This window comes from Methanosarcina sp. UBA289 (genome assembly GCA_002496565.1).
Lineage (GTDB): Archaea > Halobacteriota > Methanosarcinia > Methanosarcinales > Methanosarcinaceae > Methanosarcina.
On record DAKJ01000018.1, the window covers coordinates 843,947 to 868,680 of the forward strand.

Below are 24,734 nucleotides of genomic sequence, written 5' to 3' on the forward strand. Positions count from 1 at the left end.
TTGTAATTAACGACTATTGTAATATTAGTACAATTAGTATAAAGCTTATCCAGCAGGTGTGGTTACAATTGTCTAAGTATTTAAACAGGAAAAGCTAAAAGGTAACTCTAAAAAGAGCACCATATAAATGTGGCTTTAGAAAACATAACTCAAAGTAACATATCTTTAAAAAGCAGTTAAAAAGCATAAATATTTAATAGTTGTGGATTCGGAGGATTTAAAGTGGCGACAGCCTGTTTAAAAAATCCTCCTGGTTTCAAGCATCAATAGAGCGTTTAATATTATAAAATTCTTAAAAGTAATTAAAAGATCAGTTCGGCTATTAAATTCACAGGCTTGCCCTGAGACTGAGAAACTCCGAACAAACAATGCAGTCTTTCAAAGTCTATTCCGTGAATAAAGTTTCAATCTCTAGCTTACTCTAGTTTATAAAAACGAGAGTAATGAGAAAAAGGTAATATATAGTATATCAACTGCATTAATTAATTGTATATATTGTCTTATGTATTAATTAATCTTTATTGGATGTTAATTATCTGTATTAGAAGTATCTTAACTCTTACATGCTTAATATCATAATTTTTATAGAGGGCTATTCATGATAAAAGCTCAATCATTAGACGGCTTATTCGAAAAATTACTTGACGGGAAATCAATTTTCAAAAACAAAGAAGTACTTCGGCCTTCTTACACACCTGACCTTTTGTTGCACAGGAACGAGCAAATTAATAGTCTTGCGACAATATTGGTTTCTGCACTCCGAGGAGAGACCCCTTCCAATGTACTTATTTACGGAAAAACTGGAACGGGAAAAACTGCAGTTACCCGGTATGTTGGAAAGGAACTTGAGAGGGTAAGCGAAGACAAATCACTTTTTTGCTCAGTTGTTTATATTAACTGTGAAGTGATCGATACACAGTACCGGCTCCTTGCAAATCTTGCAAGACATTTTGAAGAAGAGGTTCCTATGACCGGATGGCCTACTGATCAGGTCTTCATGAAATTTAAGGAGGCAATTGATTCTAGAGAGCAGGTCATTATCATAATTTTGGACGAAATCGATAAATTGATTAAAAAAGGTGATGACGTTCTTTATAATCTCTCGAGAATTAACACAGATCTTCGTAGAGCCAAAGTCAGTATGATCGGTGTTTCAAACGATCTGAAATTCACAGAATTTCTGGACCCCAGGGTCAAAAGCTCCCTGGGTGAAGAAGAGCTTATTTTCCCTCCTTATGATGCTGAGCAGATAAGCGATATCCTAAAACAAAGGGCAAAAATGGCTTACACCAGCGGGGCTCTCGGTGAGATGGTAATTCCCTTATGCGCTGCTTTTGCAGCCCAGGAACACGGCGATGCAAGGCGCGCACTTGATCTCCTTCGAGTCTCAGGGGAAATTGCAGAACGGGAAAATCAGCCTCAGGTTCTTGAAGAGCATGTAAGGCGCGCTCAGGAAAAAATCGAAATTGACCGCGTGGTCGAAGTGGTAAGAACTCTTCCTACCCAGTCAAAACTCGTACTATATAGTATCATTCTTTTACGGAACAGGGGCAGAGAAGGTAAGAATGTCACAACAGGCGAGATGTACAATGTTTATCGCCAACTCTGTCACCATATTGATGTGGATATCCTTACTCAGCGCAGGGTTACCGATCTGATGTCCGAGCTTGATATGCTGGGCATAGTCAATGCAGTGGTAGTGAGTAAAGGCCGCTACGGTCGGACGAAAGAAATTTCCCTGAGTGTTCCAATGGAAAGCACCCGTAAAGTACTTCTTGAGGATTACAGGCTTAAGCCCTTGGTAGATTTTAAGACGTCAGTTTTCAGCAAGATGTTTTCATAAGTACGGAATATGTTTCATAAGGATGAGACCGTTATTTTCTCCATCCTGACCTTTTTGGCCCACCTGCTGACCTATCATTTTTAAGATTTCCCTGACCTTCCTTTAGCTTTCCTTACTTCAGGTCTTTTAGTCCTCTCTAACTTCCCTTACTTCAGATTTTTTTCTTAATCTTCTCTCAACCTTTTTACTTCAGGTTTCTTCTTAACTTTCTGCTAATCTTTCCTTACTCTCAGTTTCTTCAATTATTTCTTATTCCGGCTTTTTGTTTACCCAAATGTTAGTTTTCAGGAAATAATATATACGATCCTGTGATTTGACTAGAATCATATCATTTTCAAGGTTTAATGTACAGACTCCATTATTCAACTCACTATTTAATTTATAATTTTAGCTTTATTTGCCTTTGAGATTAAGATTCAATAATATCCAGGCTTCTGTTCGAATCTAAAGATTCGGTGGCTCAAATTAATGATTTATAACTAGACAATTCAAATGTAATGACTCACTATTCGATAATTCAAGTTAATAACTAAGGTCTAATAGCTCAATAACAATTCAGATTTAATAACTAAAGTTTAAAGGGTAATTTTTGATGAAGATAATAGCGTTTGTAGGCATGCCAGCATCTGGAAAATCGGAAGCTGCCAGAATTGCTGCCGAAATGGGCATTCCAGTTATTAATATGGGTGATGTGATCCGGAAGGAAGTGTTAAGGCGCGGGCTTGAACCCAATGATTCCAATACCGGAGTGGTTGCAACACAGCTTCGCAAATGCGAGGGCATGGATGCAGTTGCAGTACGCTGTATTTCCCAAATCAGGGATACTGGCTCTGACCTTGTTGTTGTGGACGGGGTACGCGGGATTGCTGAAGTGGAATGCTTCAATCGAGAATTCGGAGAAGGTTTTATCCTGATTTCCATTTACGCTCCTATCGAAGTCCGCTTTTCCAGAGTTCAGAAAAGAGGCAGAAGCGATGATATGAACAGTATAGAAGGACTCCGCAACAGGGACGAACGAGAACTTGGCTGGGGCATGGGAGAAGCTATAGAGGCATCCAGCATTGAAATTGAAAATAATTCCACTCTGGAAACTTTCAAAAAGGATGTTATTGAAGTTTTGAGCAACTATTTAGGAAAAAATCCTGTTGAGTAACTTTCTTGAATATATTTCTGAATAAAATTCTGGAATAAATCGTTTTTAAATTACTGGAGCAAATTTATGATACACGTTAAGGTTTCAGCAGCTGTATATCCTACAGAAGACTTAGAAAAAGTTATCAAAGCAGTTTCGTCCCTTTTTACTGATATTGAACTCGAAAAGGAAGCTATTGAGGCCACAGAATCAGAAACAGGATCTTCTCCATCTTTTTTCCTTTCAGGCGAGGGAGGAATTGATATTCTGCAAACCCTGCATAGGCTCATTCGCAAAGAAGAGATTATAGATAGTGTCCGCAACAAAGCTTTTAACAAAGGTTTATCCAGCGACGGGCTTTCAGTTCGCTTTTCGCTCAATAAACAGGCTGCTTTTGTCGGAGTTCCCAGTGTTCCTGCGCAGGAAGAACCTCTCGGGTCTATCGAAGTCCTTATCAGGGCTGATTCTCAGAAAGAAATCGAAAGACTTTTTGAATGGCTTTTGCCCCTTACTGAAGAAGGAAAACCAGTTGTTGAAGTAGAAATGGACTATGTGGAGAGGGATTGAGAAAATTCAGGGTTTTAATGCTTTTTAGCCTTTATACACATTTAATAATTTGTAAGCCTTTAATGTTTCTTTAATGCTCTATAAGAACTGATTTTAGCTGAATTCAATTAAATAATTCAGTTAAATATATCTCAGTTTGCGCCACATGATCTACATTGATAAATGAAAAGGAATGAATTTTCGTCATGCAATTGCACAGAATCAGCTATTCGTCACGTGTAGTCGTTGAAGATCCCTTCAAATGGGCTTACACGCTCGAAGACAATGGGTATACAGGTTGGGAAATAGTACAGGAAGGTTCTCAGTGCCTGAACAGCAAGAATATTCAGAATTTGAAAAATATCAGTGAAACTACAGGCCTTGAACTAACTCTTCACCTACCTTTCTCGGATATGAACCTGGCAGGCCTGAATGACTCAATCAGGGCAGAAGTTCTCAGGCAGATGAAGCACTACCTGACTCTTGCCTCTAACTATGTCAATCTGGCTGTAGTACACCCTGGCTATCTTTCCCCTTATGGCGCGCAGGTTCCACAGGAAGCCTATTTTACCAATCTTTCCTCTCTCCAGGAAATCTGTGACTTTGCAGCAGATTTCGGAATTCTGGTTGCTGTTGAAAATATGCCCGACATACCGAAGATCTTCGGAAAATATCCCGAAGAAATGCTTGAGATGCTTGAATCCATTGGAAGCCATAATGTGGGTTTTACCTTTGATGTAGGACACGCAAACACAGTTGGGCTTATTGACGACTTTCTGGATCTTCTGACCGAAAAAATTTCCCATGTGCATATCCATGACAATATGGGTAAAAAAGATGAACATTTACCTCTAGGAAAAGGCTCAATAGACTGGAAGCAAGTTATGGAAAAGCTTTCGGATTATAAAGGAATTTTCGTTACTGAGATGAGTTCTGTGGAAGAGGGAATTCAGAGCCTTGAGTTTTTAAGAGATTTATAACTTTTCTGGAAAAATTTGTGAACTTTTAGGTTTCTATTTTCACATCTCTATTTCTTATCTCTGTTTTCCATTTCTCTATTTCTTATCTCTGTTTTTCATTTTTCTTTATCATTTCAGTTCTTTCACTCAGGTAATTCTCTTTCCTGTAATTCTTTTTCTGTCAAGTACCTGATCCAGTCACCGTGCTCGATTTTTTCAGTCTCAGGCTTCTCATCATAAACATAAATAAAGCCTTTGAACTTCTGATCACCGATTTCCAGGTCCACATATTCCCTGTGATATCCTCCGAAAAGTTCCATATAATCAATTGATTTGGCGATTTCAAGTTGCTGTTTTCCTGAAAACCTGCGTACTTCGGCTACAATATAGGAATTTTCCGAGGGGTAGACGCCTGGGTAGGGGCCCAGAGAGTAAAGAGCGTATCCTCTCAAATTTGTTATGCCCAGGAACTCTGACCTGTTTTGCAGGTCGAAACGCCGGCTATTGTAAAGGCCATCTCTAAGGCTGCCGTAGAGTGCCATGATAAGCTCTTCACCTTTCGGCCTCTGATAAGAACGCTGCCAGCAGACATTTCTATGAAAAACACTCCCATAGATCGTTCTATCTCTTACTTTGCCTTCCCCGTTTTCACATACGGTTTCTTTTTTTCCGAAATCTTTTTTTCTTGAACCATTTTTTTGTAAGTCTTTTTCCATATTATACCCTTAAAAGAATTATTCATTAAAAAATTAAAGAGATTATTAAGAAATTATAAAAAAGCTTATTTCGAAAAACCATAGCCTGCAAATCTCTGTGGCAGGTCAAGATTTGCCAGCAAGAAACGGTCTTCTTTGCTGTAAGCTACTTTCTTGTTGCCTGAGAGTTCGAGCACACAAGTGCTTCCAGGCTTTACTTCTTTGACTTCTTGCCCATCAACCAGAATTTTCTCCACACGCACAGGTTCGGATTGCAGGCCAACAAAGAGGTGAAGCACACTTGAGGTTTCAATTGCTCGTGTGAACTTTGAGATATTGCATTTAAGGGTATAATCAGTAGTTACGATTTCTTTATCAGAGATAATAAATCCCCTTTCTATATCTTTAGCCTGCACGTTTTTAAGGCGCATCCCTACTCTGGTGCCTGTGGGTGCACTGTCAATATCAACATCATGGCTCTGGATGGATCGGATTTCAATATCCCTGTCCAGCGGGAAAATCTTGGTCTTATCTTTATCTTTTGAGATCCCCTGTTTGACAACTCCTAGAACAACACAGCCTTTTCCAGTGACATTGAAAGCATGATCTATAAACACCCTTGCAGGCAGGTTATTCAACTCATCCTGCTCAGCTTCTATTTTTTCCGAGATCTCGGAAATTTTGGCTTTGAGGTCTTCCACACCCTCAAAAGGATTTTTTGCACCTTTGTTGGTATTTAGAGAAATACATTCCCAGTCCTGAAGGGAAGTGCCCGCAGTCATTAGTTTTATTTTCTTTTTCAGCTCATCAACAGCATACATATGGGTACTGTCGGACTTTGTCAGAGCAATTATTCCATGTTTAAAACCGAGCAGGTCCAGAGCAACAATGCATTCTCCGGTATGAACACTTGCAGGATTGTCTCTGTTAAGGCCATCAGGAGGGACACAGAGGATTGCAATGTCTGAAATATTAAGTGACGTGATCAGGGATTTTAAGGCTTTAGGATAGCCGTGAGGGTCCACGAAGGCCATTTTCCGGCTTTCTTTATCATTATTGTACATGGTTATGTCGGAGGAGGTTCCTTTTTTCCCCAGGTTTGCAGCAAGAGAGGTCCTTCCGCTTTTTTCCGTCCCGATAATTGCAACGTTTGTCATACTGGATTCCTTCTAATTCTTTGTAATAACTTCTAAACTTCTAAATCCTTCCAATAAAGTCTAATTACTTCTAATCAGCATTTTTAAAGTTATTTCAATTAAAATTATTCTGGATAAGTAAATTCTGGATAAGTAAACTCAGTCTCATAATCAGTCTAATTCAGTCTTATGTGTCTTATTCGAACACTCAATATTTTCCGGATTGTAAGGCTATAAATTGTATTAATAACACTTTAAAACCTGTATTTAGAATAAACCTGCATCTGGTATAATTATACTGTAATATATTTCTTTTCGAAAAATTCTGAAAAAGCTTTTCAAGAGCAAATCTTAAAATCCAATATTGAAGGAAAATATTACCAGGTTTCGCCCTGCCAGATTGCTTGAGTTTTATCGTTAGTACTTTTATTTATTTTTCTTATAATTATCACATACTCATCTCCAATTAATTGAGGGCCTTCAAAAACTGCATCGATCCCAAGTCTTTTAAGATAATTTTCAAAATCGGCTGCAGTTTCTAAATCCCTTACCCGGATCCTTGCTTCCTCATACAGCCTCTGACCATTTTTTACACTTCGGATGGATTCTCTTAGAGGACCAAGTATGCTTTCTCCTAGTTGTATACAGCGTTTTTCGAATTTGGTCTTATCTTCATCCCATTCAACTGTTTGAAAACCTTCTCTGACAATCCTTGAAAGCATATAGTCTCTGCCAGTTTCATTGTAAAACTTAAAGGCATGCCTGAGATCCGAGCAATTACTTTGGGATGAGGTATACTTTAATGGAGAGAGAACCATTTCCGGATCCTTTATTACAACACCTTCATGCTCTCTTTCTCCAAGTTCTCGGATTATTTTTCTGATTTCTTCAGCAGCAGTTTCCAGCGGAACTTCTTTGAAAAACTTTACTTGAAAAAAGCCGTATTTTTCTAAAATTCCCCGCCTCCGGTTTATTGGAAGAGGCTTACCACTGTTTTTCTCTCGAATATCAAAGATATAAAACTCTACCGACTCGATTCCATAGATATCTTTTGGGACATAAGGATTGTCTGGGCCTATCATTTCTCCATAGAGTACAAGTTCAGGGAAATCATCAAAAAATTTCAGATTCAATTTTTCTTTTGCCTTTTGAGTTGTATAAGGACAAATGTACCCGCTCCGGGTAATTGCAAGGATTTCGTCTTTTGCAATTGCTATGCGAACATTGTATCCATTCATTTTTTCTTCCACGGCTACTTTTTCAATGCCGCTGAAGTGCTTTTTAATCGTGGGATCCAGTACCATGGCTCTCCGGATTTTCGGAAAACCCATAATGATTTCGAAAGAACCGTCTTTTTCATAGAGCACGGTTCCCCTTTCTATGTGGGATATCTCCTTATCGAAACGGAATAAATAATCATACTTTCCCCAGTTCTGGGCAAGATAATTTTTCTCAAAAAGGTGCTCAACTCTTTCCTTATCAAACCCCAGGAAACTGGCAAGCCTATCTACAAATTGAGAATCTATCTCCTCATTCCCCTCTCTACTCATGTTTATTTATCTGTTTTCAGGCTTGAAATAAGTTATCGTTCTCAGGCGCATTTTCGGAGTATCAGGTATGAGTATCAGATGAATATAGGTATCAGTATCAGGTACTTTTTTATAATAACCTGTTTTTCGTCCTTATCTGGCCTGTTTCTTAGGAAATAAACTGGAGAATAGCTCAATACACTGAAAATCTTTTTAAGTCTTTGGCCTATAATCTTTGTTGCATCAAAGCTTGTAAAAAGATTGGAGAGTATTATATGGCAGATGAGATCGACTACAAGATTATCGGCGAAGACATGCAAATTGTTGAAATTGAGCTTGATCCTGATGAAGCAGTCCAGGCAGAGGCTGGGGCTATGGCATATATGGGACCCGGAATTCAGATGCAGACCAGCATGGGTAACGAAGGAGGCGGACTTTTCGGAAGCCTCAAAAAAGGACTTAAACGGGCTCTAACCGGAGAAAGTTTCTTTATTACAAGCTTTGTTCACAAAGGCTCTGGAAAAGGGCATGTAGCTTTTGCAGCTCCTTATCCGGGCAAAATTATTCCCTTTGATCTCACAAAGTTCGGAGGCAGTCTCCTATGCCAGAAAGATTCATTTCTCTGTGCGGCTCGCGGAGTAGATGTGGAAGTAGCTTTCACCCGCAAGCTTGGAGCAGGATTTTTCGGTGGCGAAGGTTTTATCTTGCAAAGGTTGCAGGGTGACGGTTTGGCCTTTCTCCATATTGGGGGCACAGTTATAAGAAAAGACCTGGCAGCTGGCGAGACTTATCGTGTCGACACGGGTTGTGTGGCAGCTTTCACAGAAACTGTAACCTATGACATAACCTGGTCAAAGAACTTTAAAAATGCCCTTTTTGGTGGTGAAGGAGTTGTTCTTGCAACCCTTACAGGCCCGGGCACAGTGTATATGCAGAGCCTGCCTTTCTCCCGTCTTGCTGATAGAATCTTTGCAGCCTCTGCCTATGGCCGTAACCGCGACGAACAAACCGGCGTTGCTGGAACCGGTATCTTGGGAGGCCTGATTGGTGGAGATAGAGCATTCTAAAAACGAGAAACTACTCTAATACAAAAACCACTCTAAAAGTAGGATTCACTGTAAAATCCAATTTGCTCTAAATGTAAGAAATCAATCGAAAGGAAAACTTAGAAATTTAAAAAGGCCTGCTCCTTTAAGACAGGCCTTCTCTTACTTACTTTTTATTTCGGTTAAGTTTTGTTTAGCTCTCTTTTTCTGAATTTAAGCTTATTCCTCAATTGTATTTATTATATTTCTACGAGCCAGGAAGCCAGCAAGTTCATCCTCCAGATTAAGGACCGGAACACCTCCTACATCGTGTTTCATCATAGTCTGAACAGCTTCTGCCAGAGGTGTATTTGTATAAACACTAACCACACTGCGGGTCATAATATCCCCTACCAGCAGGTTCCTGATCCTCGAGTCCTGCTGATTGTCAGCTACCAGATCCCTGAAAGAGCGCATAGCAAAGGCAATGTCATCCTCAGCAACAATGCCTACAAGCTTTCCGTTTTCAATTACTGGCAGCCTTCCCACATTTTTATCAAGAATAAGCCTCCTGGCGTGGCTCACTCTATCAGATGGGCTGACAACGATAGGACTTTTTTCCATTACTTCTCCAACAAAGCCTGAAAAATGGTTTACTTTCATAAGTTCCTGGGGTGTCACCCAGCCCAGGGCATTTCCATTATCAGTGACAATAATTACGCCACTTTTCTTTTTCATCAGGGTAAGGGCATCCCTAATATCAGTATCAGGCAGAACCTTTACAAAGTTGTCGGATACGGCTGTTGCAACATGCAGAGAGGATGCAGGTTTGCTCAGTTTCTTGCGAGTTCCGAGCTGCTCTGTCAGACTTCTCATTGTAAGTACACCGAGTACCTGATCGTCGTGGACTACTAGCAGGCGTTTTGTGTTCTTCTTTTCCATAAGGTCCAGGGCGTGAGATATGGTGTCTGACTTGTCAATCCTGTATGGCTGTACCATTATATCTTTAACTTGCATGCAATTCACCTCATGCGTATCCAGAATTTTTAATTACAATTTTCGCAATTTTTTGCGTATTTTACTTATCCGTTTTCCCGTGCTTTAATTTCGCATCCTTCTCTTACATTTGGCTGTTTTATCCATTGCTCTTTATTGCCACCTTTCGCAATATTTACCTCCACTCTGCCGTGTTTCAGAGGAGGGCTTTCGTGATATCGGTTCTGCTTAATATGCCCACTATATCTTCTCCATCACTGACAGGTAATGCAGTCACTCCTTCTTCAATCATTTTTTTGGCGGCTGCACTGATATTTTCATTTACGTCAATGGAGTTTATTGGAGAAACCATGATGTCTTCTGCAGTCAAAGGCACCTCTTTTACGTATCTGTAGGTCTTCTGGCCTCCAGGAGAAGATCTACGAGTCATCTTGATACTTTTTGTGGAAAGTTCGCCTTGAAAGTCAGTTAAGAGGTTTAAAGCAAGGCTTCTGCTGGAAATAATCCCTACAGGCTTTCCTGCATCGTCTTTAACGATCACTCTTTCTATTTCATTTCTGTTCATTTCGTCAATCACATGGTTGATAGTGTGATGTCTGTGAACAGAAACGATATCCTCAGTCATTAACTTAGGAATTTTTGTTTTCATTTCCTCACTATTTTCCGCAACATAGCGCACAAGATCTGTCCTGGTGACAATACCTACAATGTCGTTTTTTACCACCGGAACATTATGCACTCCGTTCTCAAGCATTAAGGCAGCTGCCTGGGAAATAGAGGCTTCAGGATAGATGGTAATAACCGAGTCAGTCATCAATAACTTAATAGGGATCTGGTCTATCGGTCTTCTTCTCCAGAGAGGTTCGGCCTGAGCCAGGCGGTTAGTGATGTCTGATTTTGTGACGATTCCCACCATCTTGCCCTCGTTGAGGACAAGCAACGTACTGATTCTATACCTTAACATCAGTTTTCTTGCATGTGATACGGGCTCATCTGCATTTAGAACATATACAGGTGAACTCATGATGTCCGCCACATTCATGAAGTACCTCCTTCATTTTTACAATATATAAATATTAATAATTATAGTTTTTGAATAAGATGCGCACATTACAATTTCTAGCTATGGTTGCTAATTTTCAGAGAAGTAACGCGTACTTTTCGTTGAAGTGAGAGCTAATTTAAGAAGTTCTTATTTCTCGATCTGTTTCAAGCTAGAAATTTTCCTTTTTCTTAAAACTCCTGAAAGCTTGAACTTCTGAAAACTTGAGCCTGAGGATTTTCTGGTCTCAGTTTGCTTTCAATTTTTAGTATGAATCTTATTTCCACTACTTTACGAAATTCTGAGCCAATTTGACCAGCTCGAATTTCCCTGGATCGATTTTAATCAATTGATTATTTACTGGGGTTCATTCAGAGATTTTAGTAGATCCCTTTCCGTAATGATGCCGCGAAGCACCCCGTTCTCCAGAACCGGAAGTGAACCTATCTTTTTCTCAAGCATTATTTCCATTGCTTTTCCCAGATCCGTACCAGGGACAGTCCATATCAGTTCTTTTGATACAATAGAACCTACAGGCTGGTCAAGCGCCTCATGGATATTTCCTGTTGTCAACTTACTGAAAGCATCTCCCCTTCCAAGGAAATGGATAATATCAGAAGAAGTGATAATTCCTGCGAAGATACCGTCCTTGACTACAGGAAGCCTTCGGAGTTTATTCTCCACCATTACTTTTGCTGCCTGTCCAATGGGTGTGTCAGTTGAGACCATTCTGACGCTCTCGGTCATATATTCATCAACAGTTCGGTTTGTCACGAGACCACCCATCAGTTCAATTGCATTCCTTTCAGTAAAGATTGCAATGACCTGCATGTCATTGTTCACAATTGGCAGGCCGCCTGTTCTTCTTTCAATCATCATTGAAACAGCATCTTTAAAGTCAGCCTGTTCATGAAGGTAGGGAATGTCAGTTTCCATGATTTGCCGTACTTCTTCGTTGATCGCTGCCAGAAGGTTACCTTTGAAGCGGTTTTCAATTAGTAGATTCTTTTTCCCGCCCCCTAGGAAATCGATAATATCTACAGAAGTAACGACTCCTTCAAGCCTCCGTGTTCCGGCGTTTGTGATAGGAATACGCCTGAATCTCCTTTCAGTCATAATCCTGATTGCATCCATAATTGTTGCAGTAGGAGGAAGGGTTACTACATCCCTTGTTGCTAGGGCCAGGATCTTTCCTTCATGTTCTGAAATGCGGGATTTAAATTCAGGACCTATTCGCATAGTGCCCATGCTGCTAATCATGTGTGGGTCTTTCTGCTGCGCTTTCTTGGATTTGCTCACACCTGGCTGAACCTTCATCTTGTCGACGGACGAAAATGTCGTATTTCTGTTCAATAGGATCACCGAATTCGAGTTGCAGTTAATTGCTTTTTCATAGTCCGTTTTTCTTCTTTTCCTGCCTTCTTGCAGAAACTTCTCTACAATCTGCAATTTATTCCTCAACAGACCAAGTTTTGCTCCCTGAAAAAATAAAACCTGAAAGCAATTTTCTCCCGAATCTTTCCAAAAGGTTTCCTCTATTTTCAGATCTATAATTATTATTAATGACGATCTTTAATGTTATAATCTTTTTGCGTGAAAACTTACCGTTATTTTTCGCATTGAATAATTCTCTGGTTAGCTATCATTCTTCAACTGAATATCTAATTACAAACTTTCTTTCAAAGTCGGTTTTCGAAAGGTTTTTCAGGCCATACATTGACAATAGATTCCAGAAGATCCTGTCTATCAACGATTCCAGATACCTTGTCCTTTTCGTTTACTATTGTAACTCTTCCGATATCATAGTGAATAATCATCTCAATTGCACTTTGAATGGAATCGTTTTCTGAAAGTATATATGCAGGAGTTGACATTATCTTCTCAACTTTTGGACTGTCATTGGGCCTTGTTCGCCTCTCATCTTCCACTTCAATTCGCACAGCACCTGATTTTATTATGTCTCGGCGTGTTATCATTCCAATAGGCTCACCTTTCTTTGAAACTACAGGAATACCAGTAAAATCTGTCTCAAGCATATGTCCCCAAACTGTGCCGACTTTGTCCTCTGGTGAGCAGCTTTTGACTTTCTTTGTCATTACGGCTTGCAGTGTATTGGGAACATTCTTTGGAACGTCCACATTTCTGAGAATATCTACGTTACTCAAGATTCCAACTACTGTACGATCAGTAGTTGATTTAACCACAGGAACTCTATTCTGCCTTGACTGCACCATCAACTTTGCAGCCTTCATGATATCCATATCCGGAGTGATCGTAGGGGACTGGCTTGCATATCCGCCTACTGTAACATTCGAGCGTGTAGAGGTAACCCTCAAGATATCCTGGTCACTCAACATTCCCACAAGCCTGTTCTCTTCGTCAACAACAACAAGGCTTCTAAGAAGATGATCGCGCATTAGCTGACGGGCGCGAGTCACAAAGTCTCCTTCTTTGATACTCACAGGCTCTTCTGTCATAATCTCACTAACGTTCATTGTCTACCTTCCTATACTCTATTTAAAAAAGAATATCTGCAATTTGCAAAGTCGAAATTTATGTGTAAAATCTACAGATCATTCGTAATCCTCGCCTTCTTCTTGCCGACAGTTTCCACATAGGTATCTTCCGTCCACAAATCTAAGGTCATATGAAAAGACATTACAAGACTCACATATTCCCGTTTGAAAATCTTCTGCTTCTGAAATTTCTTCGATCGAGGGGGTGGAAAAGAGAGCCTCCCTGTTCATATCAATAAGTTCTTTGAGAATAGTATTAAGTCCAGGCGTTACTATCAGGATGTCAGTGTTCGAAATCATTCCTATTATTCTACCATTTTCTAGGACTGGCAGTCTTTTAATATTCGCCTTTAGCATGATCTCAGAAGCTTCTACAATACTTGTTTCAGGCTCTACGGTTATCAAGGGGGTTGAGAGTATTTCACTTGCCCTTACCTCATCTGGTTTTTTATTCTCTGTAACGATACCCTTCACAAGATCTCTTTCAGTTATTATTCCCATAGCTTTGCCATTCTCAGTGATAATGACGCTACCTGCATCACGACTGATCATTTCCCTTGCAACAGCAGGAATATCTGAGTTGATATCCATTACTATGACTGCTTTATTCATAACTTCAGAAACCGAGACCTCTCTTTCAATCTCTCTGTTGTGAATACCAACACCTATCTCTCTCTCAGCATCGGTATCCCTTCCAGGTCCATCTGCCATTTACTGCCGTTCCCCCTTTCGTTCCATACTTCGGCAATTCGCACTATAAGACTCACAATATAGGACTCACAATACAATATTTCGGCAAAAGCTTTTCAAGTTCCAGTTTCCTGTAGAAAAACTTTCCAGATCGATTTATTCATCCATCTAAGTTCAGGCCCTGCAATCATTAACTTTTTGAAGATGATATTCCGGCGAGGCCAATAGTCTCAGGATTTATTTTTTGTCCGTTCCCTCTAAGATGTTTTCCCCATTTTTTCGGACGTTTTTATACCACTTATATATACGAATCAATGGTACATAACGATAACGGCATTTCTTTTTCTCTATATAACAGAAGAAGTTTGCATGAAGTCAGAAGGCTATTCTTTCTAAGATCCCTTTCTTTTGTTCATGGAAAATAGCTTACGGAAGTCTCGAAGGAATTTTTTTCAGAACCCCTCCGTTTCCACTGGAGATTTTTGCTGAGAATGAAAAATATTTAATCGTCTGAAAGAAGTATTAGGAAGAAGTGCAGAAGAGAAGTATATTTTAGAAAGCAGACTTATACAGTTTAAAAAAACTCAAATTATATTTGTAATGCTTTCTATTTTTCTCACAGGAAATTTTTCTGACCCCTTTATTTCCACTGGAATTCACTTCATAAACTTTTACCTTGAAAGGTAAGGTTTTAGAAGTAAACCAGAAAGAGAAGCCGAAAAAGGAGAATGATTAAAGAATAATTACTCTGCTTCGGTTCCCGATACTCAGCTCGATTTCTTCGTTCAGACCATACTTTGCATACGCGTTAATGATCTGGATTTCTGAGTCAATATCAAGATCCTCGATCACATAAGCCTGTTCTCCCCAGAGAGTCAGCCGAATACTACCTGTTTCGTCTTTAAGTTGGAGGTTTGAAACCACGTTCTCGGTTCCGTCTTCTCTTTCAAACTCTCGAAGTTCCCCTATTTCGGAAACCTTCCCCTGGACTGAATAGCTTTCCCCAGGGACAATATCAGCGATATCCGTAAACTTTTCTCTGTACTCAATCTCCTTTTCACTCTTCTGGATTATCCCTCTGCCTCCCAGATTTAGTTCTACCTGCTGGGTGAAGGCATTTTCCCGAGAGTAAGCATGGAGTACTTCTATAGTCTCGTCAAAATCGATTTCATCCAGAAAACTAGTTTTTTCATCCCAGAGGGTAAGTCTGATTTTTCCTGTGGAATCGCCAAGAAGAATATTTCCCACTCTTCCGGTAGATCCGTCTTTTTTCTCAAAGGTTCGGATTTCCCCTATATCGAGTATTCTTCCGGAAACGTTAATATTGTTCATATCAGCCCCAATATCCTCGACTGGGGTAAATTCTTCTTCATACTCGACTTTTGTCTCACTTTTCTTGATTATACTTCGGTTTCCCACCTGCAACTCAATTTTCTGAGTAAAGGCGTTTTCTCGAGCATAGGCATTGACCAGCTCCACAGTATCTCCATATTCTACATCGTTCAGGAACTCAGTCTTGTCATCCCATAGAGTCACCCTGACTGTACCAGTATCATCTCCAAGAAGCAAGTTTCCTACCTTTCCACAGTTGCCATCTTTTCGTTGGAAGGTCCTTATTTCTGAAATTTCCAGAATTTTTCCTGTCAAATTCAGATCTCCCATGCCATCCTTTATGTCTTTTATTTTCTGGGTGCTGGCAGCGACTTCGATTTCTTCTTCGCTTTCGGCCAGGACTCCATTGTTTCCTACATTGATTTCCACTCCCGAATATCCCTGTTTCGCATAACCGCTAATCTGGAGAGTTTGTCCTATTCTGATTTTTCCATCCTTTATAAGATCTGCCATATTGTCCCAGAGTGTTACCTTAACTTTTCCGGTCTCATCTCCAACAATTATATTTCCGACTCTACCTATTGTTCCGTCATTTCGGGTAAATTCTTTAGTATCGAAAACCGACACAACCTTTGCAACAAGATTAATTTGTCCACTCTCGGCTGTAATGTTTTCAACTTTCACACTGTCCCGACCTACATCTGAAAATCCAAGTTCGTTGGCAACCAGCATGGCAGCCATAGGTTCATCGCAAAGCCCTCCCATGCTTTCAACCTTTTCTTGGACACGCTGCATGAAGTCCTCTTTACTGATAACATGGCTGAGCTTTTTATATATCGATTCAATATCTGTCATATTATCTCCTTAATGTATGATTTATCTTCAGTGTTTATTATTTGCCTTGTTTATTATTTGCCTTATTCATATGGCAATACCTGTTGGTGATAATTGTTGCTCTGAATTCAGTCGCTGTACCTTGAAGTAAAATTCAAAAACTGTTCTAAGAGACTAGTAGATTGCAGATTAGCAAATTACAAATCTACAAATCTGGATACATTATAAAAGTTCACACGCTCTAGTTAAATTTCAGGTGAAATTTCAGACAAGTCCATTTCAAATTTACACTTTTTAATGAATGAACTATATTGCGACCTGACAGTTAGTTTGAAATTAAGTCCCCAAATCTGTCTGAAGAGACTATTTTTAACTTAACTTCAACTGGAAGTCAAAGGCTTGAATCGGCATTTCAGGAAGGCCTGATAAGACTCTTTAATACGGCGGCCGTAAATAAATATACTTTAGATATCGTGCCACGGTATGCAAGCCGTCCTACTAAAGATTACCGTATGTCCTATGAAAGTATTTCTTAACAAAGCGGATTAATATTAATAAAGTATGCTCGTGATTATCTATTCTGCCGCCTGCAGTTTTTCAAGCTAAAAGGTATTCCTAAAACCATAGGATTGATATCTCTATTTTTCTTTGGATACTCTGCTGGAGAACTAGAGGCTTCTTGTTCTGTAAAATTCTAGGAAATTATTTTGGGGCAGAGAATAACTGAGATATCAAAATTTTTAACTTTGCAGCTTTGTCAAAACAAAAACTTAAAACAAAACCTTATTTATAGTAAAGTTTCATTATGTACGTGATACCATGATTCGAAAATGCACTGAGCACGGCTATTTTAGAGGAGGCAGCTGTCTGCAGTGTAAACGCCCTGGAAGATACCTGCTTGACGACAGCAAGGAGGAAAAGCTTGGCAGGTTTGTTTCTGGAACTCTCAGGCATTTCCCAGAATCGGCAGGCGTTGAAATGGACAGATTCGGCTGGGTTAACATTAACGATTTCTGTGACGTCATGAGAAAGCGGTACATCTGGATGAGAAAGGAATACCTTTACGCCCTTGTAGAATCCGATGAAAAAGGAAGATATGAAATCCGCGACTCCAGAATCAGGGCACGTTACGGGCACTCTGTCAATATTGATCTAGATTATAGGGAAAGTGACTCTCCATACCTGTATTATGGAGCAAGCCCTGAAGAAGTCGATGTTCTTCTGGAAAACGGAATTTTTCCGATAAAACAGAGATATGTTCATCTCAGCACTTCATATGAAAAGGCAGTGGAAGTATCCCTCATTCATACTGAAAATCCTATTATCATTCAAATTGATGCCTTTAAAGCTCAGGAAGATGGGATCTCCCTCAAACTTGCAACCGATGACATCGTACTTACGGAAAAGATACCTCCTGAATACCTTTTTGTCGTTGAAGATTGACTTTAAAGGACCTTAAAGGACTTTAAAGGGTTGACTTTAAGGTTTTCTCAAATCTTTCTTGGTACTTTTCCTTTCTTTTTTCCTTCACTCTTTTAACTCACGGATATTTCGAAAAGGCCTTCCTTTTCCTCTATTTTGAATTTGACATCAAGAAACTGTTCAGTAATCCAGATATTTGTCGCAGTATGAAGAGAAAGTTCTCTAACAGTGTAAGAACTGTCTCCTGCAAGGGCCATATACGGTATCAGCTGGTCTGCCAGATGTGTATCTACAGAAGCTCCTGCTCTAAGTTCAGGAATAATTTCGTCTGCAGCACTTTTGCCTACTCTTTCTGCGGGAAGCCCTCTTTTCCCAAGTGCACTCCCGCCTATATAGCCTGTCCAGAGGGTTATCCCGCTTCCAGTGGAAAAAGCTTCAAAAGATTGAGTTTCTATCTGAGACTGATAGCCAGCTTCCATTAGTCTTATACTCGCAGCTTCGGCCTGGCGTAAAGGTACATGGGTCGGAAGATTCGAAGCATGAGAAATTCCCTTGATTTTTTCTTCTTCTTCTTTTAAAAAATGAAAGCCCTGTAACCTGCACGGTTTAAAATAAGCTGAAACTTTTCCTCCTCCTTTAGGGTAGTAGCCATGTTCCTTCAGTGTTACGCTGGCTGAATAACCAAGCCTCTCAAGAGCCCTGAGGGTTACATGCTGCAGGTAGTCTATTGTCGGAGACCAGGCCACGTCGGTTCCTCCTTTTACCGTAAGTTCTACCTCTTCTTTTGCAAATGGCAGGGCGGGCATAATGCACTGGAGGAGCAGAGTTATGCTTCCTGCTGTCCCAATATCAATATCATACTTTCCCCCCTCTATTTCCACTGGAGCAAAAGAAAGCTCAGTAGAGCCTGGAAAAAGTCCCGAGATCTGAGCCTTAAATATCCTGGCTGCAGCTTCCAGAGCCTTTAAATGTTGTTGCTTTAGGCCTGGATTTGGCCTGTTTTTCCTGATATTCGTAACCCTTATCTCTTTCCCGGTAACTGCAGAAAGAGCAACAGCCGTTCTAACCAATTGCCCTCCTCCTTCACCGTAAGAGCCGTCGATCTCTAACATTTGCTTCCCCATACTTTACTGAATTTATCTTTTTATCCTTCTGCCTTTCTTTTACTTTTCTTCCGTGTACTCTCCTTTCTTTTACTTTCTTTCCTTCTCCTTTTTATTTCGAATTGCAGCTTTTACAGCCGGTCGGAGAGGATCCACAAGCATAGAAACCGGTGGTGCATAACAGGTTTCTAGGTCAAGAAGGTCGCTGATAGTAGTCTTTTTTCGGATTGCAAGGGAAAGAGTATCGATCCTTTCTTTTATTCCTTCTCCTCCTGCAAGTTGCGCACCCACCAGAACATCGTCTTTGAACAGGAGTTTAATGTACAAGTCTTTCCGACCCGGATAATAGGAAGCTCTCGTACGTCCTCGGGAAAATCCTGTAATTACCTCTATTCCATGGCTTTCAGCCTCTCTTGAGGTAATACCAACTCCACCAAATTGTAAATCTCCTGCCACAGCTACCCAGGGGTTGGCAAGCGGCCCGAGAGTAGTACATTTTCCTGTGATATTGTTGCCTATTATGTCAGCCATATGCCGGGCTGTTGTGCCCAGCTGACTTAATCTTGTTTCCCCTGTTATAAAGTCTGTTACTTCCACACATTCTCCGCCTGCATACACGTAGGGAAGAAATTCTTCTCCTGCCTTAACCTGGAGCATATCATTTACAATTATTCCTCCGGCTTTTCCGATTTCAATCCCGGCTTCAAAGGCAAGGGAAATCTCGGGTCTAATCCCGCTTGCAAAAAGCACAAGATCTGCGGGAAGCTGCCTATTCCCAACGTACAGTGTTTTTTCTTTCCATAAACCTGCAGGAAAAGTTGCAAGTTCCCCGAAGATGACCTCAACCCCGATATTTTCCAGATGTTCCTTTATGATGTCTGAAATATCAGGATCCAGTTGTTTGGAAAGCAGGTTTTTGCTTCTGCTTATGAGGAAGGTCTCAATTCCCCTTCTCGAAAAGGCTGCTGCACACTCTATTCCTATTGTTCCTGCACCTATTATGCAGACATTCTCAACAGTTTCCAGAGCTTTTTCAAAGAGCACTCCATCAGCAAGACTCCTCAGAGTAAAAACGCCATAAGGAAGAATGTTTGTGCCACCTGTTAGAGGTATAAAAGGTAGGCTGCCTGTAGCAATTACGAGCTTGTCAAAAGGATAAATTCCTTCGCCTGTCCGAACAATTTTTAAATCCAAATCTATTGATCTGGCACACTCGTTCAGCCTGACATCTATCCTATTTTTTTTGAAAAATTCCTGGGGCTTCACTATTAATTTTTCAAAACTCTCAATTTCCCGACCCAAAACAAAAGGAATTCCACAGTGGCTGTAAGCAGTATGGGAATCTCTTGAGATTACGGTAATCTCAAAATCGCTCTGTCTTCGTATTTTAGTAGCAACCGCCATGCCACAGGCTCCCCCTCCTATAATAACCACTTTTACAGGACCCTTTTTTTCAGGGCTGTATGCGGATATGGCTTCCTGAAATTCTCCCTTAGCCCCGGCTGCTTTTTGGATCTCATTCTCATCTACAGCGCTTTGTTTACCAAAATCTCTTCCCATAATCTTAATAGTTGTATCTCACGCCTATTATAAGTTTTTAAATTGCCGAAAAGCTTTCAAGCTAATGAGTGGTGGACTTATAAAAATGATTTAATCAGGTTCTTTTTATAGGATAAGTTACTTGAAAATCTACCCATCACAGATGAAAATAGGCTTCTGATATTGTTTGGACAAAAGACGAAAGGTACTCTCTATACCTCAGGGGAGCTGAACGAGCGAGTTTGGGAGTGGGGGGTTAGTACATAAAAAAGTTTCTATGCCTCGCCCGTTCAATTTTTTACAAGTCCTTTTTTTTATATATACTTTTCTAAATTTTCCACTTTATTATTTTTTACACTTTTTAAGCTCTTCTAAGCTATTCTGAAAGACTCCTCCTGAAATTGTTCTAAAAATATACTAATTTTCAAAATATCAAGCATGAAAATATGACTTTAATTTGATAAAATTCTTTAAATAACCACAAAGTTCTTAAATCCTGCCGGCATTAAATACATGAATTTAAAATATGTGGCGCACAGAGTTCCTCATTTGCCGAGATTCCTTTAAAGGTGGGCAGGAGCTGTTCTGCAGGTCATATCATTGATTAACAACTTCGCCTATTCATCATCGCTGAACTCGTAAAGATAATCCAATGTAATTAATTCACATGCAAATATAATAAAAACTTCAGATTTACTGCATTATCACTCAGGGCTAAAATAATCGTCCAATTTAAACTAGAATTCATACATCACTCACCCATGAAGAGAAAGTCAAAAAGTGCTCTCAATAAACCTGGTACGTATTCAACTTACCACTTACCAAATTATCAGTATGAAGCCTCTATAGTACGGGATAGGGCGTCTGGCACATATTGGCTGTTCATGTCCGGATTGCCCGCTTTTAAGGGGCATTTCTTGAAAACTTGAGTTATCAGGCTCATTGAAAAGTGAACACATATTTTGACTTCCGGCTCTGAAGTCTATCTCAGGGCCATAGTAAAAACTTATGTTGGGGCAAGGGCTTTCGGGCAGATATGGAAAGCCTCAGGAACAACGCAGGTATTATTGTGTCTGCCCAGTCAAAAGTCAGGAGATTCTCTATCTAAAAGAACCTTATCTAGGCTGAGATAGGCTTGGAACTTTAATAGGTTTTCATAAGGTAAGAGCTTTCGCCAAACCGCTTAATTTCTGGCAGAATGTCAGATTAGGTTCTCCTGGCATAAGTATAACTGAATAGAAACTCCAGGCAGGTCTAGAACTCTCTTTCGGTTACATTTGTCATTGATTCTTGAATCTGCCTATTCAAGGGTGTTGTCCCTGAGCCGATATGAACTCTGATTTTTTACTATTTTTGCATTGTCCAGAGCTTTACGAGTTTTCGAAGTCTATAAAATAATTTATACTGTCAGAAAACTAATGAATTGTAATCCAGAAGGGCAATCAATCACAATTGTTGGAAAAACTCAGATGGAATTTAGTTTAAAATAATTATCATGATAAATCATTGACAATACATACGGAGAATTCATATGCAAAATACAGATACTACAAAATACATCATTCATTCCAAAATTAACGCTGATGGGGTAATTGAACGTCCTGATATTGTAGGTGCGATCTTCGGACAAACTGAGGGATTACTCGGGGCTGATCTTGATCTTCGTGACTTGCAAAAAACTGGCAGGATCGGTAGAATCGAGGTAATGGTTACGGCTAAAGGAGGAAAGACCAAAGGAAATATCTTTGTTCCCTCAAGCCTTGATAAGGTCGAAACTTCGATTCTTGCTGCGTCTCTTGAGACTATTGACAGAGTGGGACCCTGCAGCGCTAAAATTGAGGTTTTCCAGGTAGAAGATGTAAGAGCTGTAAAGCGAAAGAAGATTATTGAAAGGGCAAAACTCATTTTTACTAAAATGTTTGATGAGACCGTTCCCGAGTCTCAGGAGCTAGCCGACGAAGTTAGGCAGTCTGTAAGAATCGATGAACTAACTTACTATGGAAAGTCCAGAATTCCCTGTGGGCCGAATGTTCTTAACTCAGACGCCATCATTATTCTCGAGGGGAGAGCCGACATTCTGAATCTGCTCCGCTATGGCATAAAGAATACTATCTGCGTAGGTGGAACGAACATTCCCCCTGAAGTTGCAGAACTTACTAAAAAGAAAACAGTAACAGCTTTTACGGATGGGGATCGTGGAGGAGAACTCATAATACGTGAGCTCCTGCAGGTGGCAGACATCGACTATGTTGCCCGTGCCCCCGATGGAAAATGTGTAGAGGATCTTGTCCAGAAAGAAGTTATAAGAGCTCTACGCCGGAAAGTTCCTGTAGAGCAGATCATTGAGAAATATGGAATCCAGGAAAAGGAAGGCGAAGAAAGTGCCTGCAGAGTGGAGAGAGGCGCCAAAAGAAAGATAAGGGCACCTGAAATTGTGCCCAGGATTGCTGAGAAGAAACTACACAAGCGTATTAAGGTACACAGAGTCTCTCCAAAGCCAGATCTTTATGGAGAGGAAATTGCGGAAGAAGAAACGAAAAGAGTAGAACCTACAAGAATTTTTGAAAGGGCTCCAGAAAAACTGGCTGAAAAAATTTCGGAAACAACTCCTGTGAGTGCAGAAAAGGTCAAAACGAGACCTATCGTTGCAAAACCTCAGATTTCAGCAAGGGCAGTTCCTGCTGCCGTCAGAGTTCCCAGAGAAAAGCCTGCCGAAAAGGTTTCAGCGGCCGTTAAAGTTCCAGGAGGTGAGGCTGTCAGGGTCTCTCCTGCCCCGATAAAGACAGTTTCTATCTCTCCTGAAGCCGCCAGATTCAGGTCTCATGTCGAAGCTCTGAAAGGAACCTTAACGGCTAGAATTCTTGACTCACAGGATAAGGTAATAGAGGAGATTGCAGTCCGTGATCTTGCGAGCAGGCTTAAAACCTATAAAGAAAACATCCAGAGCGTAGTCTTCGATGGTGTGATTACTCAGAGGCTCGTTGATATTGCCTCAAGTAACGCAATTAAGAACATAATAGGTGTAAAGATAGGGAACGTAGCCAAGGTTCCTGCTGACATGGAAGTTTTGACCGCAAGCATGCTTTGAGAGAACCTTAATTTCTCTCAATCCTCATTCTTTTTTATTTCCCTTCTCTAATATTATTCCTTTCTACTTCCCCTTAATTTCCTATTTCTTCTCCCGAATGCTGAATTTCTTTCTTTGTTCCTATATTCTCATCTTCTAAAGTCAATTTCACTCTGGTTATCATTTTATGTGTAATATTTGTATGTGTAATATTTGTATGTGTAATATTTGTATGTGTAATATTTGTATATGTAATATTTGCATAGAAGACTTGTTAGATCACCACGATTTGGTATTATTTTCACACTATAATGTTAAACTTCACACTTTCTTCCATAATCCTTCATTATTTATCATATACATTATATGGAAAACCTTATCATACAAAACTAGGAAGTACATTTCCTCGGATAATTCTTTTATCCGATTCAAGATAATATTAAATTGATCTTGTAAAATTGTAGGTCTGTTCGCTATGCACAAGGAAGAGCTCATACAACTACACACATATATGGCCCAAATGAAGAGGTATTTTGAAAGGCACGGGGTAACGCACGAATTCGATGATTACAAGGCTTTATCTATAAGCCCTGTACACATTCACCGGAGCAAGGCAGATCACAAGCGCGCAATTTTTATTTTAGGAGGCGAGCTTGCGACTCTTATGTCCCGGGACGACCCTATCTTTGAGGAAACACCAGCCCATATGAGGGAATCGCTGAATTCCGTCATCAAGCTCATGGGTAATAACTGATAGGGCCCTTGAAAGTGATGAAGAATTCGTTATCTGAAAATACAGATTCCAGATATTTTTGTTTTGAGATCAGGAGACGGTAAGGGTGGAGGTGCATCTTCATCACCATCCCGTCTTCTCCATCTGAGTAATATTTTTTCTCGGTCCAGCAGGGTACAAATCCTAAGGACCTATATAATTTTTGTGCTCCTTTATTACTATTTCTTACTTCGAGCCTTGCGTATCGAAGCCCGTTAGCAACAAAAATGTCACAAATAGCATGAATTAGTCCTGTACCTATTCCTCTTCCCCGATATTCTTCTTTGACACCGACAGAAAAAATGTGCCCTTCATTTCCTGCGGAACGGTAACCTACCACATACCCCACGATTCTTCCATCCTGCTCTGCGACAAGGAAACCATCCCCTACGGTTTCATAAAAACTCATGTACAAGATGGAGTTGTGCTCCGAAAAGACCTCACTTTCAATTTCAACTACTTCCTGGAAGTCCTCAGGTGCAAAATGCCTTATCATAATATCTAATATATTCCTGCCATTTTATTATTTCTTCGAAAGGAAAATTATTCCTAAAGT

At 40.1% G+C, this 24,734-nt stretch carries 20 protein-coding genes; 8 read left to right on the forward strand and 12 right to left on the reverse strand.

Annotation, left to right across the window (positions count from 1 at the left end):
• The first annotated feature begins 598 nt into the window (after positions 1-598).
• The 4 genes from BP549_RS11560 (at position 599) to BP549_RS11575 (ending at position 4,501) form a co-directional block, all read left to right on the forward strand.
• Positions 599-1,843 (forward strand): ORC1-type DNA replication protein, encoded by a 1,245-nt coding sequence (locus BP549_RS11560; protein WP_292374778.1) that lies wholly within the window; start codon positions 599-601, stop codon positions 1,841-1,843.
• Positions 1,844-2,435: 592 nt separating this feature from the next.
• A complete protein-coding gene (locus BP549_RS11565; RefSeq protein ID WP_292380717.1) occupies positions 2,436-2,996 on the forward strand; it encodes a dephospho-CoA kinase in 561 nt (186 codons plus the stop codon).
• A gap of 66 nt (positions 2,997-3,062) precedes the next feature.
• On the forward strand, positions 3,063-3,542 hold the full coding sequence (locus BP549_RS11570) for an RNA-binding domain-containing protein (RefSeq protein ID WP_292374776.1): 480 nt from the start codon (positions 3,063-3,065) through the stop codon (positions 3,540-3,542).
• Between the two features lie 185 nt (positions 3,543-3,727).
• Positions 3,728-4,501 (forward strand): sugar phosphate isomerase/epimerase family protein, encoded by a 774-nt coding sequence (locus BP549_RS11575; RefSeq protein WP_292380718.1) that lies wholly within the window; start codon positions 3,728-3,730, stop codon positions 4,499-4,501.
• A gap of 122 nt (positions 4,502-4,623) precedes the next feature.
• On the opposite strand, the gene BP549_RS11580 is transcribed toward BP549_RS11575, so the two are convergent.
• The 3 genes from BP549_RS11580 to BP549_RS11590 all read right to left on the reverse strand — a co-directional run bounded on the left by BP549_RS11580 (position 4,624) and on the right by BP549_RS11590 (position 7,861).
• Complete coding sequence (locus tag BP549_RS11580) at positions 4,624-5,196, reverse strand: gamma-glutamylcyclotransferase family protein (RefSeq protein WP_292380720.1); 573 nt, start codon at positions 5,194-5,196, stop codon at positions 4,624-4,626.
• Between the two features lie 65 nt (positions 5,197-5,261).
• Positions 5,262-6,332 (reverse strand): elongation factor Tu, encoded by a 1,071-nt coding sequence (locus BP549_RS11585; protein ID WP_292380722.1) that lies wholly within the window; start codon positions 6,330-6,332, stop codon positions 5,262-5,264.
• A 356-nt stretch (positions 6,333-6,688) separates the two neighbouring features.
• A complete protein-coding gene (locus tag BP549_RS11590; RefSeq protein ID WP_292380724.1) occupies positions 6,689-7,861 on the reverse strand; it encodes an RNA ligase in 1,173 nt (390 codons plus the stop codon).
• Positions 7,862-8,115: 254 nt separating this feature from the next.
• On the opposite strand from BP549_RS11590, the gene BP549_RS11595 reads away from it, so the two are divergent.
• Entirely contained in the window at positions 8,116-8,907 is a 792-nt protein-coding gene (locus BP549_RS11595; protein WP_292374768.1) for a TIGR00266 family protein, read from the forward strand.
• A gap of 198 nt (positions 8,908-9,105) precedes the next feature.
• Here the strand turns inward: BP549_RS11595 and BP549_RS11600 are convergent, their stop codons facing one another.
• The 6 genes from BP549_RS11600 to BP549_RS11625 all read right to left on the reverse strand — a co-directional run bounded on the left by BP549_RS11600 (position 9,106) and on the right by BP549_RS11625 (position 16,296).
• A complete protein-coding gene (locus BP549_RS11600) occupies positions 9,106-9,882 on the reverse strand; it encodes a CBS domain-containing protein (RefSeq protein ID WP_292380725.1) in 777 nt (258 codons plus the stop codon).
• Positions 9,883-10,057: 175 nt separating this feature from the next.
• Positions 10,058-10,903, reverse strand: coding sequence for a CBS domain-containing protein (locus tag BP549_RS11605; RefSeq protein WP_292380728.1), 846 nt, complete (start codon positions 10,901-10,903; stop codon positions 10,058-10,060).
• Positions 10,904-11,260: 357 nt separating this feature from the next.
• The gene (locus BP549_RS11610; protein ID WP_394339080.1) at positions 11,261-12,265 is read right to left on the reverse strand and encodes a CBS domain-containing protein; all 1,005 of its coding nucleotides are present in this window, start codon (positions 12,263-12,265) and stop codon (positions 11,261-11,263) included.
• Between the two features lie 317 nt (positions 12,266-12,582).
• The gene (locus BP549_RS11615; RefSeq protein WP_292380731.1) at positions 12,583-13,398 is read right to left on the reverse strand and encodes an HPP family protein; all 816 of its coding nucleotides are present in this window, start codon (positions 13,396-13,398) and stop codon (positions 12,583-12,585) included.
• A 78-nt stretch (positions 13,399-13,476) separates the two neighbouring features.
• On the reverse strand, positions 13,477-14,130 hold the full coding sequence (locus tag BP549_RS11620; RefSeq protein WP_292380732.1) for a CBS domain-containing protein: 654 nt from the start codon (positions 14,128-14,130) through the stop codon (positions 13,477-13,479).
• Positions 14,131-14,841: 711 nt separating this feature from the next.
• Positions 14,842-16,296: an OB-fold nucleic acid binding domain-containing protein gene (locus BP549_RS11625; RefSeq protein WP_292380735.1), complete on the reverse strand. Its 1,455-nt coding sequence runs from the start codon at positions 16,294-16,296 to the stop codon at positions 14,842-14,844.
• Between the two features lie 798 nt (positions 16,297-17,094).
• Between BP549_RS11625 and BP549_RS11630 the strand changes: the two genes are divergently transcribed.
• Complete coding sequence (locus BP549_RS11630) at positions 17,095-17,718, forward strand: RNA 2'-phosphotransferase (protein ID WP_292380737.1); 624 nt, start codon at positions 17,095-17,097, stop codon at positions 17,716-17,718.
• A gap of 92 nt (positions 17,719-17,810) precedes the next feature.
• Here the strand turns inward: BP549_RS11630 and rtcA are convergent, their stop codons facing one another.
• Together rtcA and BP549_RS11640 are read right to left on the reverse strand one after the other, a co-directional pair.
• The gene (gene rtcA / locus BP549_RS11635; RefSeq protein ID WP_292380833.1) at positions 17,811-18,809 is read right to left on the reverse strand and encodes an RNA 3'-terminal phosphate cyclase; all 999 of its coding nucleotides are present in this window, start codon (positions 18,807-18,809) and stop codon (positions 17,811-17,813) included.
• Positions 18,810-18,890: 81 nt separating this feature from the next.
• A complete protein-coding gene (locus BP549_RS11640; RefSeq protein WP_292374752.1) occupies positions 18,891-20,360 on the reverse strand; it encodes an NAD(P)/FAD-dependent oxidoreductase in 1,470 nt (489 codons plus the stop codon).
• Between the two features lie 1,510 nt (positions 20,361-21,870).
• On the opposite strand from BP549_RS11640, the gene dnaG reads away from it, so the two are divergent.
• Both dnaG and BP549_RS11650 read left to right on the forward strand, forming a co-directional pair.
• On the forward strand, positions 21,871-23,427 hold the full coding sequence (gene dnaG, locus BP549_RS11645) for a DNA primase DnaG (protein WP_292380739.1): 1,557 nt from the start codon (positions 21,871-21,873) through the stop codon (positions 23,425-23,427).
• A 454-nt stretch (positions 23,428-23,881) separates the two neighbouring features.
• Positions 23,882-24,160, forward strand: a complete 279-nt coding sequence (locus BP549_RS11650; protein ID WP_292374748.1) for a UPF0058 family protein — start codon at positions 23,882-23,884, stop codon at positions 24,158-24,160.
• On the opposite strand, the gene rimI is transcribed toward BP549_RS11650, so the two are convergent.
• The gene (rimI, locus tag BP549_RS11655) at positions 24,144-24,674 is read right to left on the reverse strand and encodes a ribosomal protein S18-alanine N-acetyltransferase (protein WP_292380742.1); all 531 of its coding nucleotides are present in this window, start codon (positions 24,672-24,674) and stop codon (positions 24,144-24,146) included. The two genes, BP549_RS11650 and rimI, sit on opposite strands and share 17 nt — an antisense overlap.
• Positions 24,675-24,734 lie beyond the last annotated feature (60 nt).